Origin of the sequence: Roseibium sp. (assembly GCF_965232425.1) — a bacterium.
GTDB lineage: Bacteria > Pseudomonadota > Alphaproteobacteria > Rhizobiales > Stappiaceae > Roseibium.
In genome coordinates this window covers 4818647-4831763 of record NZ_OZ246971.1, presented here as the reverse complement: position 1 = coordinate 4831763, position 13117 = coordinate 4818647, and the positions used below count along the sequence as shown (strand labels likewise).

The window sequence follows — 13117 nt, the reverse complement described above, 5'->3', positions numbered from 1 at the left end:
ACACGCCGTCAGAATTTCCGGTCAGTTTGACGAAACAAAGGTAACCGCTCGCAACGGTTCGCCGGATCGGCAAACACCCTGCAACGGGTCACCAGTGCTCGGTGCCAGGGGCACCCTTCGGCACGCCCGTGAGATTCGCCGTGATCCATCCGCCGTAGAAGTTGCCCGCCTGGGCGTCGACGGTCAGGTCACCGACCTGGCAGCTGTCCATCTTGTCCGCATAAAAGGCCAGGTGATGCCGGATCTGCGCAAAGGTCCGTGTCGGGTCGTCGTAGCACCAGGCCGCCTGCCTGCTGACACGGTTCCCGCCCCGCACATCGAAGTAGCGCGCAAAGCCTTTCCATTCGCAAAAGCTCCTGCCGGATGCCGGCACCAGGTCGCAGGCAACGTCTTCCGGCGGGATGTAGTAGGTGGGTGGATGATGGGTTTCCAGGACCCGGTAGGCCCGGACGCTATCCACAATCAGCGTGTCGGCAAAGACGATGCGGATCCGCTGCGGCACGGCCTCGACGACCGGCGGCCGCGGATAGGACTGCACGTTTTCGACCGGCAGTGCGGGACCATCGCTGCTCATACGAACCTCGCAAGAACATAGGCGGCTGCGGCGATATGGGCGAGCGTGATCAGAACGGACAGGCCGTGCAGGATCTTGAACCGTCCATTGCTGCCCTCATCGGTCGCCCTGTTGATCGCCGGCATCAGGATCTGGCGTGTCGGGATGGTCGAAAGCGCGACCGCCGCCATGATCGATGCCGACACAAGGTCTCCGGCAAGCAGCGACAGCGCCGCAAGCGCCGAAACGCCGAGAACAAACAGATAGAAATACGGAAAGGCGCGCCGGATGGTCGGGCTCGCGATGTCCGGCGGCAGCGCCGTGAACACGAAGGCTGCAAACCCGAACGCGTAAAGGACCATGCCCCCGAACAACAGCGCACACAAAAGAAGTGCAAGTGTTTCCATCAATCGGCTTCCCTTTTCCGCGCGATGTGTCCGCCCTTGAAGGACGCGGTGCCGTCGTGCGTTCGCACGGCACGGCCTGCCCCTGCCAGGCGCGGTAGCATGTAGGGCACCTGCGCACAGTAAAGCGCGAACCGCGCGCCGTAGACTGCTTGAAATCTGCGCTCCTTCAACATCGGCGCGAAGACGCAATAGGCTGTCAGGACCGTCGCGAGCACCAGTTGATCGGGGGTCCACACGGGCACGGTCCAGAGTGTCAGCGCGAAGGCAACATAGATCGGTTGGCGTATCAGCCGGAACAGTCCCTTGTCCGGCATGTCGGGAAAGACGGGTCTGACTTTCGCCATGAGCGACATCCATCCGAGCGCTCCGGACTGGACCTCCGCCCCGGCATCGAAACTCGCCTTCATGAGGAGCAGCCAGGCAGCACCATAGGCAGCGCAGGAAAGCCAGAAAAACGCCCCTTCCGCCTGCCACCAGACAATTCCGGACGGTGTCCAGAGCGCAAACAGGGCGAGCAACTGTGCCGAGGCAATCGTGGCATAGGTCGTTGTCGACAAAACGCTTCCGTGGGGCCCCGGCACGAGGCGCTCCAGAAATCGGCGGCCCGGCCCGGTCAAAAGGAAGGAATGCGCAAGGGGAAACTGGAGGATCAACATCAAATTGACGAGCGCAGCCCAGGGCCAGGCAACCGTCCCGAAGCTAAGTTGCATGCCGCTGAACATGACGGTCATCATCGCAACTACCGCCATCGCAAAGACAAGATGACAGAGCACGCCGGAGAAAAGCGCAAGGAACATGCGCGCGCGGCCCGGTGCGGGCCTGACCGCCCCCAGAACAAGCCGCGTGAGACCGGCGATGCGCGGATCATCAAGCATTCAGCTCCCCCAGCAGATCCTCGGCAATCGCCTTGCCGCTCATCCAGGCCGCTTCCACACGGGCATCGAGACACCAGTCACCGCCGAGATAAAGCGTGCAAGCCTCATTGCGGCAGAACGGTTTGCCGAGCGGATGCTCGACCCGTGCATAGCGCCAGCGGTGCGCGCGTCTGTGCAGCACGCTCGACGGGTCCACACGCAAGACACCGCACAGACGCAGCAGCATTTCCTGCGCAACGTCTTCCGGCTCACGCTCCAGGTTCCTTTCGCTCCATTCCGCACTGGCCTGAATGACCCAGCTGTTCGTGTCTGGCCGCTCCGGTTTGGAGCTGTTGAGCGCGATCCAGGCAAGATAGCTGTCTGGCGCCGACCGGCTCGTAAAGGGAATGTCGTGCTGATCCGCAAAGGTCACCATCAACGTCCAGCAGGGCGACATGCGGACACCGGCAACCGCCTTCGACAGCGGATGCTCCTCGCCGATCAGGTCGACGGTCTGCGGTTGCGGAGCCGTGATGATGATCCGGTCAAACTCAAAAACGCTGTCCAGATTGGTTGCCGCTTGCCAGCCGCCCTTCCCGGCGCTGAGCTCGGTCACGCGCGTGTTGCGCCTGATATCGAGCCCACCGGCGAGCGCCTTGGCGATGGCGTTCATCGACGGCGTTCCGACAATGACCTCCCGGTCCGCGCCCGACCAGATGCCCGCCGCACCTTCGTCGCTCAGGCCTGCAATCACGTCACAAAACTCGGGGCTTCTGGCGGTCATGTATTGGGCACCGTGGTCAAACTGGAACCCCTCATCGGTCCGGCGCGTGGCAACGCGCCCGCCGACACCGCGCCCCTTCTCCAGAAGAACGGGAGCATACCCGTTCTTTTGAAGAACGCGCGCGCAGGAGAGCCCGGCGATACCCGCGCCGATAATCCCGATCGCGTCTTTTTTCATCAGCGCACCGCCAACGCTGATTGCAAGGCACCGTTGCCGCAAAGACGCGCCACGGGGCGCATTGCAGCTGCGATCGCACGGGATCCGGATGACTTCATGGCACCACCAACCTGATTGCTTGTGTTGGTGTTACGCCTCACGAGCCAAATTGGATGGCGGCAATCGGACGCAGAAACGCACGCACGCAGCGAAACGTCCATCCGGTTGGCTAGCCTGTGATCGCCTTGAGTTCCAGAAAGTCTTCGAGACCGAATTCGCCGTATTCGCGGCCATTGCCGGATTGCTTGTAGCCGCCGAACGGAACGTCCCAGTCCGGGCTCGCGCCATTGATGTAGACGCTGCCGGCCCTGAGCTTCCGGGAGACGCGTCCGGCTCGTTCCGGTTCACCGGTCTGGATATAGGCGGCGAGGCCATAGGGCGTGTCGTTGGCCATCTGAATGGCTTCTTCCTCCGTTTCGAACGGGATCATCACCAGGACGGGTCCGAAGATTTCGTTGCGGGCGATCGACATCTGGTTTGTGACATCCGCGAAGACCGTGGGCTTGACGAAGTACCCCGTCTCGTAGCCTTCCGGTTTTCCCGGACCGCCCGCCACCAGCCGCGCACCGTCTGCGACACCGCGTTCGATATGCCCCTGGATGCGTTCATACTGGAGTTCGCTGATCACCGGTCCGATGTGGCCGCCGGGCTCTGCCGGGTCACCGACCCTGGTTTCCGGCGCGATTTTCTCCGCAAGCGCGACGACCTGCTCATAAACGCTGTTTTCGACGAGCAGCCGCGTCGGCGCGTCGCAGGACTGCCCCGTGTTGGAAAAGCAGCTTTCCAGCGAAAAGCGCACCGCCGTCTCCAGATCCGCGTCCGCGAAAACAAGGTTCGGTGATTTTCCGCCAAGTTCCAGGGCAACACGTTTGACGGTCGGTGCCGCGCTCTGCGTCACCGCGACCCCGGCCCGGGTCGACCCGGTGAAGGACATCATGTCGATATCCGGATGCGCGGACATCGCCGCCCCGACCCCGGGCCCATCTCCGTTGACGAGATTGAAGACACCGGCCGGACAGCCCGCCTCGTCGAGGATCTCCGCAAACAGCAATCCGGAAAGCGGAGCGATTTCGCTCGGCTTCAGCACCATCGTGCACCCTGCCGCGAGCGCCGGGGCGACCTTGGCGGCAATCTGGTTGATCGGCCAGTTCCACGGGGTGATGAGACCGCAGACACCGATCGGCTCATGTCTGAGAACGCTGCCGCCCCGTGGGCTCGGACGCTCGAACCGGTGCGACGTCAGAGCCTCCAGGGTCGCCTGCAAGTGCCCCGTACCGGCGGGTGTCTGCTGTTCGCGCACGAAGTCCGCTGGTGCTCCCATTTCCAGCCGGATGGCCTCATCCATGTCCGCAGACCGGCGCTCATAGATATCGATGATCCGCTGCAACAGCGACGCCCGTTCTGCGACGCTTGTGCCGGACCAGGAATCGAAGGCGCGATTTGCGGCCGCGACCGCATTCTCGACATCTGCAGCGGCACCAAGAGAGATGACGGCGACAGGTTTCTCTGTCGCCGGGTTGATCACCGCAAGGTCCCTCGCCTCTGCCGGATCAACCCAATTGCCGTCGATATAGAACTGCCGCTTTTCGATCATCAGCCTGCCGCTTTCCGCAAAAACTCTTCGGTCCCGGTGCCGCGAGTCGGCACGACCTCATATCCGGCTTCTTCAGGCTCGTCGTCAAGCATTTCCGCGGGGAAGCCAGGTGCTGTTATGTCCAGCCCCGTCGCGTCTTCAAGCCGGCGTATGATGTTGGGTGAGAGCTCCCTTGCGCCGTAACGCCCGATGGCGTCGGCAAACAGCGTGTTGAGCAGCGGAGACAATTCCAGCGGCACGTCATGCGCGTCGGCGATCGACTGGAACAGGCCGATATCCTTGGCCACCAGATCCATGGTGAAGGAAATGTCGCGGGACCCGTTCAGGATCACCTGGCTTTCGGTCTCGTGGACAAAGGAATTTCCCGAGGAAATGCGGATCGCCTCGTAGGAGGTATTCAGGTCCATGCCGGCCGCCTTGCACGTGACCAGCGCCTCGGCAAGCGAGACGAGGTTGGCAGTGGCAAGGTAGTTGGTCACCACCTTCAGGACGGAGGCGCTGCCGATGCCGCCTGTGTGCAGGACGCGGCGGCCGAGCACCGTCAGAAGCGGCAGGACCTTTTCAAACGTATCCCTTTCACACCCGGCGAAGATGGAGATGTTACCGGTCGCCGCGCGGTGGCATCCCCCTGAAACCGGGCATTCGATCGCCTCGCCGCCGCGGGCGATGACAAGATCGGCGAGACGGCGCGTTTCGCCGGCATCGGTGGTCGACATTTCCGCCCAGACGGTGCCAGGTCCGATGCCCTGAAGGATCCCTTCCGGTCCCTCGACGACGGTGGCACAGGCCGCCGGGCTCGGCAGGCAGGTGATGACAATGTCGCAGGTTTCCGCCAGTTGCTTCGGACTGTCACCCCGCTTTGCGCCCGAGGCCACAAACTGTTCGATGAGATCGCCGTTCAGATCCAGAACCGTGAGAGCGTGGCCGTTGCGCAGGATGCTGCCCGCAAGTTTGCCGCCGACATTACCCAGACCGATGAAGCCGATATGCATGTTCTGCTCCTTGCCGTGTTGAAGTGCACTCGGGAAGCAGGTTGCGCCGCGCTTAACCAAAAGTGAAACGATATAATCATTGGACATTACCCAATTTTTTTTATCAAATGGCGCGATGCAAGCCCTGCCAAACCTGCTCTGGCTCAGAAGTTTCGAAGCCGCCAGCCGCCTGCGCAGCTTCACCGCGGCGGGTAACGAACTCGGTCTGACGCAAGCTGCGATCAGCACCCACATAAGCGCGCTCGAAACCCAGCTCGGGCATCAGCTGCTTGAACGCACGACGCGCAAGATCGAGTTGACCGCGAGCGGCAGGGCCTATTTGCCGGCCGTGCGCAAGGCGCTCCAGGACCTGGCGGTCTCGACCGAAGGCCTCTTCGGCAACCGGACGACTGGGTCCGTGACCATCCGTGCCCCCATTTCCGAAGGCGTGCTGATGATCGCGCCTGCATTGCCGGCTTTTCGCGAGACGCACCCGGACATCGAGATCCGGCTCCTGTCCGCGATCTGGGCAAATACGGTGCTTGAGACCGGCATTGATATCGAAATCCGCCTCGGCGACGGCAACTGGCCCGGCATGCGTGCAGACACTCTGGGCACGGAGTTCATTGTTCCCGTTTGCCATCCAAAACTTAGAAAAAAGTTGAATAAACCGTCAGATCTTATTGAAATTGATCGAATTCATACACTTGGATTTGACGATCACTGGTCTCGCTATTTCGACGCTGTCGGCCTTGAAACTCCTCCGGACGCACCAACAATCACTGTCGATACGTCACTGGCCGCGGTGGAACTGGCGGCCGCGCGAAGTGGTGTCGCCTTGCTACTGGAACGCGTCGCCATGAGCCTTGTTGCGAGCGGCCGGCTCGTCATCCCGTTCGAGGCGAAGTTACCGTCCGTCCAGACCCACTATCTGCTGCGGCGTGACACGGACCGGCCCCGCAAACCGGCTGCCCGGACTGTCGAGAACTGGCTGCGAAGGCTGTTTGCCGGGAACGGCTAGACCCAGGGCACCTCACCTGCCCGCGCTCACTCGGCGGCAAACAGCTTTGCCGTCATGGCGAGACTTGCGCCGCAGGGTTCTTCCGCCTCTCCGGCTTCGTCCCCTGCCGCGCGATCCGACGGGCGCAGATTGACGAAGTCGTAAAGCGCGCGATCGAGCAAATGCGAAGGACGCGTATGGCCGAGCGCTCTCGCCATGACACCGAGGCGGCCCGGCGATTGCTTTTCCCAGCCCTGCAGCATCCGCTTCACCTCTTCGCGCTGCAGCCCGTCCTGGGAGCCGCACAGGTTGCACGGTATGATCGGAAACTGCATGCCCGATGCGAATTTCGCAATGTCCCGTTCGGCGCAATAGGCAAGCGGACGCAGGACCAGAAGATCGCCTTCATCATTGACAAGCTTCGGCGGCATGGACGCCAGGCGGCCACCGTGGAAAAGGTTCATGAAGAAGGTTTCGAGAATGTCTTCCCGGTGGTGACCGAGGACGATTGCCTCGCAGCCCTGCTCACGGGCAATGCGGTAGAGAATGCCGCGCCGCAGACGCGAGCACAGCGAACAATAGGTCTGATGTGCGGGGATCTTGTCGGTCACGATGGAGTAGGTATCCTCGCGCACGATGATATGCTCGATCCCGTTATCCTCGAAGAACTTCGGCAGAATATCGGTCGGGAATCCCGGCTGCGCCTGGTCCAGGTTGCAGGCCACCAGATCCACCGGCAGCAATCCGCGCCAGTGGAGTTCGATCAGCACAGCCAGCAGCGTGTAGCTGTCCTTGCCGCCGGACAGGCAAACCAGCCACCTGGGTCTTTTCTGCTGAGAGGCATCCTTGGGCAGCATGCCGAAATCGTCCATCGCCTCGCGCGCCTGCCGCAGCAGACGCTTGCGCAGCTTTTTGAACTCCACGCTGGACGGCACGTTTCGCAGGAGCGCCGGCACATCCGTGGTGTTGGTATCGGTTATGTCATTCATCGCAAGGGCCCGGGCAGCAGGACATGTCAGGTGTCGCGCTGATTTAGCCGAACAGGCCGGACTTGAAAAGACCTGTCCGAAGGCAGGTCTTCGCTGGTGCGATGGATGATGCCGGCGGCACTGCCGTGCGCTGGGTCCGGGCAGCGCCGCCTTTTCGGCTCAGACCGCGCGGTAGCGCTGCGCGACGGTGTCGAAGGCAAAACGCGTGTCGACACCCCTGATCTCGGCGATCAGGTCGAAATTGTCGCTTCCGGTGGATGAATAGCCTTCATCGACGAAGATGCGGCCAAGACCGTCCGACGCGATACTGCCCCACCAGCGATACCGCGACCCGCCAACGGGACCGGCGATTTCGACCGCCTGGCCGGCAAGTGACGAGACCCGGAACAGGATCGCCATTTTCGACAGGATACCATCCGCATCGGCCCGCAGCGGCTGCGCCGACACAAGCGCCTGCTGCAGAACGAAGGTCGAGTGGGCAGCCACCAGCTGCGGGCTGATATCAATCAGTGCGCGCACTTCCAGGGGCCGCCAACGTTCGACCTCACGGCGGAAGGCGACAGAGCGCCGGTTGCCGCCGACGCCGAAGAGCGCGCCCGCAAGCGCCGGGATGTCGGGCCGGTTGCCGATGCGCTGCGTGGCCGGACGTCCGGGTGCATCCTGCTGCGGACTGCCGGTCGTGCGAAGCGCGTTTCTGAGTTCGTCAGGCGTGAACACGGGCCGGTTTCTGGCACGCGCCATGCCCTGCACACAGGCAAGCGCTCCGGTGACGATCGGTGATGCACTTGATGTTCCGGAGAACGTGTCCGTGTACCAGAGGTCTTCGTCGGTGCCGCCTTGCAGATCGCCGTAACCGCAGGTCGTGACCTCCCGGCCCCAGCCCTGCGCATCCACGAGTGCACCATAGTTGGAGAAGCCCAGCCGCGACCGGTCGGGCCCGTGATTGCGGCCATGGGTACCGGGAGGCGGCGCGCCCGCCCCCACGACGATCGCTCCCGAATCCCGGTTGGTCCGCCGGAACGGGTTGGTCCATCCGGCCGGAAAACCGAACCCCGGCGTTTCGTAGAGGGCGTCATCGAGATCCTCTGCGCCGTTTCCGGCAGCTTCCACGACGATGATCCCGCGCCGCGCGGCGTTGAGAATGGCGGCAAAATCATCCGGCCACCATTCAACGGCGATGTAACCGCGCTGATCCGGCCTCAGTTGAAAATTATGCCGAGGCCCCGGCCGGTGCATCTCCAGAAGCAGAATATCGCCCGCGCCCAGCCGCGCGGCCGCATGGTTGATCGCGCCGGCCGAGCCGAGCGTGCGGTGGGAAACCGCCGTGCAGATCGCCTCGGGAGAAATCCCGGTGACACCGAACGGGTTCTCATCACCGCCATATTCGCCCAGGACCGCGGTCCCGTGATTGCGCCAGCTCACGTCGTTGAACTCCACCCCACCGACAACGCCGCCCTGGCGCTCGATCAGGTCTTCGTGGCTGAAGCGCCACGCCCCTTCGATGTCGGTGATATGGATGCCGGTGCCGCGCCCTCCGGCCTGGCTCCACGCCCAGCGCGCATCGACGCCCGCCGGTGCCGGGTCCAGATAGATCTGCCGGGCGATGAAGTCAGGCGTTGCAGGTGGTGGCACGTCCGGCACCGCAACCATCGCATTCATGGTGCCGGAGACGTCAGGAGCCTCCTCGGGCAACTCTGCAGGCGGCTTGATATAGACGGCTTCGAATATGTCATTGTCCAGAAGCTCTTTCTGTAGATCCTCAAGATCCGCATCGGGCGCGGACAGCTTGTAGAAGCCGGAGAGGTTTTCCAGCGGCGCCATCGCAGACGGCGCCTGTGCCGCGACGGCTGCATCCACGCGTTCTTCCGACGGCCCGAACAGGGGCGTTGCGACACAATTGTGTTTCCTGAACGCCTTTTCCGCTTTTGTTGTCTTCGAGCCGCCGAGGGACCGCAGGCTCGCGCCCGCGACGCGCAACCCGACATCCGGCTTGGCAAGCGCGATCAGTTCGGGGTGGCGCCCCTGTGGTGCAGATACTTTCCGTGTCTTCCTGGCCATGGTGTTTCCTCCTGCATGGAAGACGAACCGGCCGGCAGAATTACGGAAGCCCGATATCAGGCTTCACATAGACGGATAAAACTCCGTCGAATTTCTTGATGCTTTCAGCAAAATCACCGGCCTGTTCGTCCAGAAAAAATGTGACGAAATAACTGTCACCCGCCTCCGGATTGGGCGTTGCCAGATCGAAATTGGAACGCGCATTGCGCTGTTTGCTTTCCGACGCGATTTCAATCGCGTCAGCCCTGGTCGGCCTTTCTCCTTGCAAATCCGAGAAAAGCGCGGCGGACATCAGAACGACGACTTCTGCCAAGGGAGCGACCCGCAATACGACAAGTGACAAATAAACCACGTCAGGCTATGCCTAAAGATCAGTCGATTCAACGAACAAATGCCGATAAATTAAATTCAACCCACAGAACAACCAGAAGATGACCTAAGGTAAATTATTTAATTTAATGAATTAATTAAGATATGAAAGCAATTTATCAAGTGATTTATAAATACATACACTCAACCATCTAGCGCTTCAGGAAAAATTGTCTTTCTTGCGCGGTTTTCTCATTCAGGTTGCATGTAAAGTTGCATCTGTTCAGGCAGTGCAGTGGCGGTGTACGCTTTTTTCAGCCTGCCCTTGAAGAAACATTTCCGGTTCGGGCAGTGCGGCACGGGAGGGTTTCGAAATGACGGTTACACTCGACATTCAGCAGCCACAGCCTTTCGATCTTGTCGGTTCGACGATCATGATAGCGGGCAACGCCGCTGCATTCGAAGGGACACTCACCATCCGCGTGTCCGAAGGGCATGATGAATACTCCTCCTTCACAAATGTCGGCTCGCTTGGCCTCCGGCAGTTCCAGGCCTCGATCGACATACCCGACACGAACACGTTCCAGCTCAACAGGCTCTTCCTGACGCTGGCGGACGACACCGGCAACGAAAACGGCCCGTCCGTCGTCATTCCGGTGCTGTTCGGACCGAAGATCCTGCCCGGTTACGGTGGCTGGCAGCCTTACACGGTCCAGTCGGGCGACACCCTTTCCCAGATTGCGCAGCAGCAATACGGAAACTCGAATTTTCAGCCGATCTTCGAAGCGAACCGGCACATCCTGAGCGATCCGAACGTGATCTTTCCGGGCCAGCTGCTGAGAATACCGCGCAACGACATCTGAGCGCACGCAGGCACCGGGGCGGCCAGCCCACGGTGTGTGCCTTCAATCGCGGACGCTGAGACGAAACCCGGCAGGCTTCACGCCTGCCGTTTTTTCATGCAGTTCCGCGTGGCATTCACGATGCACGAGTTTCTTCTCAATTCAAGCTACTGACCTAACACGTTTTTTCACGCCCGCCCTTCAGCTTTCACGAATTCTCGAACCGCCCGCGGCTTCGCTGCGTATCAGGAGGGAATTGAAACCAGGAACTGAGATGACCGAAAGAGGAAGGGACCAGATGGACTTCAGAGGAATGATCACTCGCGGCACGGGATATGTCGCCGCATCCGTGTTCGCGGCATTCATGACCACATCCGCCATTGCCGACATTTCCGTCCGCTTCGACGAAGGCGCACCGAAAGACAGGTTCACGTTCGAAAATGTCGGCAGCTGCCCGATCAGCGCTTCAAAGCTTGTGCTGGACATCTCCGGGTCAAAAGCGGGTCTCATCTTCGACACGACCGGTTCCGGCGCCGGTGTGGAGGTTTTTCAACCGCTCGAAATCGTCAACGGGTCGAAGTCGCTGACAGCCGTTACACCCGTGAAGGATGGTGACAGCGAGATCACCCTGTCCATCGCCGACCTGCAGCCTGGCGCAAAAATCGCCTTCACGATCGACGTCGACGACACGGCCGGCGGGCGCGAGATCACCGTTTCCGGATCGGAAATCGAAGGCGCCCTGGTGACCTTCAGCAACAAGGGCAAAACGGCGACCGCGGCTCTTTCCTCCAGCGCAACGGCGCTGATAAAGACGGGCGCGTGCTGACATAGCGGAGTGCCGCGCCTTCGAACGCGAATATCCCCTTGAAGGGCTCGCGTGTCTTCGGTGACCGAAGACGGCAGGCATGGGCGGGACACGTTCCGCCCGCCTGAGAAACACTGACCGGACCGCCATGCGAAACATCTTGTGCGGCCGGTTGCCCCGGGGCATCCTTGCCCGGTCAGGACAAAGATCGCCGCAGCATGCCACTTCCGAAAGTCGCCACCCTCACCCTCAACGTTACAGATCCGGCCGGGCTCGCCGCGTTTTACTGCGATATCCTTGGCATGACGCGCACGGAGAATGCCTCTTCCCTCGCCGTCGGTTATGGCGGTGAAGGTGCGCGGCTGGAGTTCCTGCCAACTTCCGACGCTGCGCCTTTTCAGCCAGATCGAAGCGACCGCTACTGGAAGATCGCCATCACGCTTCCGGACCTGGACTGCGCTTACCGGCAACTCAGTGCAAGGGGGATAGGAGTTACCGCTCCGAACCAGTTTCGGGACATTGCCTATATGAGCCATCTGGCCGATCCGGAAGGCCACACGATCGAACTGATCCAGCACACGTTCGACGGCAATGCTCTGACCTGCCCAGGCGATGATGCGCTGCCCCTTGGCGGCGGGGCACGCTTTGGCCTTATCACGCTGCGCACCGACGATCTGGACGCGGACTTCAGAACCTGCCGGGACAAACTCGGTATGCGTTACCTGTCACGTCAGGATGTGCCCGATCTCGGTTTCTGCCTGTATTTCTTCGCGTTCACCGAAGAGACCCCGCCCGTCCCGGTTGTCGATGCGGTCGAAAACCGCGAATGGCTGTGGCAGCGCCCTTATACGGTGCTGGAGTTTCAGCACAGGAACGAGGGTCAAATCGTTCACCGGTCCAGCGACAAGCGGGGAGCTGCCACCGTCGCGATCGAAATCCCTGACGGGCAGAAAACCGCGCTGCGCTGAACAGCCGCCCGGCAGACAAGGTCGGAAAAAGAAAAAGCCCGCCAAACGGCGGGCTTCTCTTGAACCGTATTCGGCGCTGATCAGCGCGAATAGAACTCGACAACCAGGTTCGGTTCCATCTGCACCGGATAAGGTACGTCAGCGAACGCGGGAACGCGGTTGTAGGTTGCGGTCATCTTGGCGTGGTCGGCATCGACATAGTCCGGAACGTCACGCTCTGCGGACTGCACGGCTTCCAGAACCAGCGCGAGCTGCTTGGAGCGCTCGCGGATCTCGACAACATCACCCGGACGCAACTGGTAGCTCGGGATGTTGACGCGCTTGCCGTTGACCTTGATGTGGCCGTGGTTGATGAACTGACGGGCAGCAAAAACGGTCGGAACGAACTTGGCGCGATAGATGATCGCGTCGAGACGGCGCTCCAGCAGGCCGATCAGGTTTTCCGAGGTATCGCCCTTCAGACGGGACGCTTCGGCATAGACCTTGCGGAACTGCTTTTCGGAAATGTTGCCGTAGTAGCCTTTCAGCTTCTGCTTGGCGCGGAGCTGAACACCGAAGTCGGACAGTTTGCCCTTGCGGCGCTGGCCGTGCTGGCCGGGGCCGTATTCGCGCTTGTTGGCCGGGCTCTTCGGACGACCCCAGATGTTTTCGCCCATCCGGCGGTCGAGTTTGTATTTAACGCTGTGGCGCTTTGACATCGCGGTTTCCTTTGAATTCGCGTTGTTGTTCTAAAAGGAAACGCGCCCTCCTTTATCCTGACCCAAGGC

14 protein-coding genes are annotated in these 13117 nt (G+C 61.2%); 4 read left to right on the top strand and 10 right to left on the bottom strand.

What is annotated here, in order from left to right:
- Positions 1 to 88 precede the first annotated feature (88 nt).
- The 6 genes from ACO08A_RS21925 to ACO08A_RS21900 form a co-directional block, all read right to left on the bottom strand.
- Entirely contained in the window at positions 89 to 574 is a 486-nt protein-coding gene (locus tag ACO08A_RS21925; protein ID WP_422038041.1) for a DUF427 domain-containing protein, read from the bottom strand.
- Positions 571 to 960, bottom strand: coding sequence for a DUF4149 domain-containing protein (locus tag ACO08A_RS21920; RefSeq protein WP_422038039.1), 390 nt, complete (start codon positions 958 to 960; stop codon positions 571 to 573). Before ACO08A_RS21920 ends, ACO08A_RS21925 begins: the two co-directional genes overlap by 4 nt.
- Complete coding sequence (locus tag ACO08A_RS21915) at positions 960 to 1835, bottom strand: methyltransferase family protein (protein ID WP_422038037.1); 876 nt, start codon at positions 1833 to 1835, stop codon at positions 960 to 962. Before ACO08A_RS21915 ends, ACO08A_RS21920 begins: the two co-directional genes overlap by 1 nt.
- Positions 1828 to 2775, bottom strand: coding sequence for an NAD(P)/FAD-dependent oxidoreductase (locus ACO08A_RS21910; protein WP_422038036.1), 948 nt, complete (start codon positions 2773 to 2775; stop codon positions 1828 to 1830). Before ACO08A_RS21910 ends, ACO08A_RS21915 begins: the two co-directional genes overlap by 8 nt.
- 208 nt (positions 2776 to 2983) lie before the next feature.
- Positions 2984 to 4408 carry an aldehyde dehydrogenase family protein gene (locus ACO08A_RS21905; protein ID WP_422038035.1) on the bottom strand — a complete coding sequence of 475 codons (1425 nt, stop codon included), beginning with the start codon at positions 4406 to 4408 and terminating at the stop codon, positions 2984 to 2986.
- Entirely contained in the window at positions 4408 to 5400 is a 993-nt protein-coding gene (locus ACO08A_RS21900; RefSeq protein WP_422038034.1) for an NAD(P)-dependent oxidoreductase, read from the bottom strand. The genes ACO08A_RS21905 and ACO08A_RS21900 overlap by 1 nt, the downstream gene beginning before the upstream one ends.
- 115 nt (positions 5401 to 5515) lie before the next feature.
- Here ACO08A_RS21900 and ACO08A_RS21895 point away from each other — a divergent pair, with 115 nt between their 5' ends.
- Positions 5516 to 6400, top strand: coding sequence for a LysR substrate-binding domain-containing protein (locus ACO08A_RS21895; protein WP_422038033.1), 885 nt, complete (start codon positions 5516 to 5518; stop codon positions 6398 to 6400).
- Between the two features lie 26 nt (positions 6401 to 6426).
- On the opposite strand, the gene ttcA is transcribed toward ACO08A_RS21895, so the two are convergent.
- The 3 genes from ttcA to ACO08A_RS21880 form a co-directional block, all read right to left on the bottom strand.
- Complete coding sequence (gene ttcA / locus ACO08A_RS21890) at positions 6427 to 7368, bottom strand: tRNA 2-thiocytidine(32) synthetase TtcA (RefSeq protein ID WP_422038031.1); 942 nt, start codon at positions 7366 to 7368, stop codon at positions 6427 to 6429.
- 159 nt (positions 7369 to 7527) lie between these two features.
- A complete protein-coding gene (locus ACO08A_RS21885) occupies positions 7528 to 9426 on the bottom strand; it encodes a S8 family peptidase (RefSeq protein WP_422038029.1) in 1899 nt (632 codons plus the stop codon).
- 40 nt (positions 9427 to 9466) lie between these two features.
- Positions 9467 to 9739: a hypothetical protein gene (locus ACO08A_RS21880; RefSeq protein WP_422038027.1), complete on the bottom strand. Its 273-nt coding sequence runs from the start codon at positions 9737 to 9739 to the stop codon at positions 9467 to 9469.
- 370 nt (positions 9740 to 10109) lie between these two features.
- Here ACO08A_RS21880 and ACO08A_RS21875 point away from each other — a divergent pair, with 370 nt between their 5' ends.
- From ACO08A_RS21875 to ACO08A_RS21865, 3 genes are all read left to right on the top strand, one after another.
- Entirely contained in the window at positions 10110 to 10598 is a 489-nt protein-coding gene (locus tag ACO08A_RS21875) for a LysM peptidoglycan-binding domain-containing protein (RefSeq protein ID WP_319382766.1), read from the top strand.
- 253 nt (positions 10599 to 10851) lie between these two features.
- A complete protein-coding gene (locus ACO08A_RS21870; RefSeq protein ID WP_422038026.1) occupies positions 10852 to 11403 on the top strand; it encodes an aggregation factor core in 552 nt (183 codons plus the stop codon).
- Positions 11404 to 11600: 197 nt separating this feature from the next.
- Positions 11601 to 12350 carry a VOC family protein gene (locus ACO08A_RS21865; protein ID WP_422038024.1) on the top strand — a complete coding sequence of 250 codons (750 nt, stop codon included), beginning with the start codon at positions 11601 to 11603 and terminating at the stop codon, positions 12348 to 12350.
- An 80-nt stretch (positions 12351 to 12430) separates the two neighbouring features.
- On the opposite strand, the gene rpsD is transcribed toward ACO08A_RS21865, so the two are convergent.
- A complete protein-coding gene (gene rpsD, locus ACO08A_RS21860) occupies positions 12431 to 13048 on the bottom strand; it encodes a 30S ribosomal protein S4 (protein ID WP_422038022.1) in 618 nt (205 codons plus the stop codon).
- Between the last annotated feature and the right edge of the window lie 69 nt (positions 13049 to 13117).

What these genes read in the sequence shown, in the direction of transcription:
- ACO08A_RS21875 (WP_319382766.1), top strand. Translation starts at nt 10,110, where the DNA reads ATGACGGTTACACTCGACATTCAGCAGCCACAGCCTTTCGATCTTGTC.
- ACO08A_RS21910 (WP_422038036.1), bottom strand. Translation starts at nt 2,775, where the DNA reads ATGAAAAAAGACGCGATCGGGATTATCGGCGCGGGTATCGCCGGGCTC.
- ACO08A_RS21865 (WP_422038024.1), top strand. Translation starts at nt 11,601, where the DNA reads ATGCCACTTCCGAAAGTCGCCACCCTCACCCTCAACGTTACAGATCCG.
- ACO08A_RS21920 (WP_422038039.1), bottom strand. Translation starts at nt 960, where the DNA reads ATGGAAACACTTGCACTTCTTTTGTGTGCGCTGTTGTTCGGGGGCATG.
- ttcA (WP_422038031.1), bottom strand. Translation starts at nt 7,368, where the DNA reads ATGAATGACATAACCGATACCAACACCACGGATGTGCCGGCGCTCCTG.
- rpsD (WP_422038022.1), bottom strand. Translation starts at nt 13,048, where the DNA reads ATGTCAAAGCGCCACAGCGTTAAATACAAACTCGACCGCCGGATGGGC.
- ACO08A_RS21905 (WP_422038035.1), bottom strand. Translation starts at nt 4,408, where the DNA reads ATGATCGAAAAGCGGCAGTTCTATATCGACGGCAATTGGGTTGATCCG.
- ACO08A_RS21900 (WP_422038034.1), bottom strand. Translation starts at nt 5,400, where the DNA reads ATGCATATCGGCTTCATCGGTCTGGGTAATGTCGGCGGCAAACTTGCG.
- ACO08A_RS21925 (WP_422038041.1), bottom strand. Translation starts at nt 574, where the DNA reads ATGAGCAGCGATGGTCCCGCACTGCCGGTCGAAAACGTGCAGTCCTAT.
- ACO08A_RS21885 (WP_422038029.1), bottom strand. Translation starts at nt 9,426, where the DNA reads ATGGCCAGGAAGACACGGAAAGTATCTGCACCACAGGGGCGCCACCCC.
- ACO08A_RS21870 (WP_422038026.1), top strand. Translation starts at nt 10,852, where the DNA reads ATGACCGAAAGAGGAAGGGACCAGATGGACTTCAGAGGAATGATCACT.
- ACO08A_RS21895 (WP_422038033.1), top strand. Translation starts at nt 5,516, where the DNA reads ATGCAAGCCCTGCCAAACCTGCTCTGGCTCAGAAGTTTCGAAGCCGCC.
- ACO08A_RS21915 (WP_422038037.1), bottom strand. Translation starts at nt 1,835, where the DNA reads ATGCTTGATGATCCGCGCATCGCCGGTCTCACGCGGCTTGTTCTGGGG.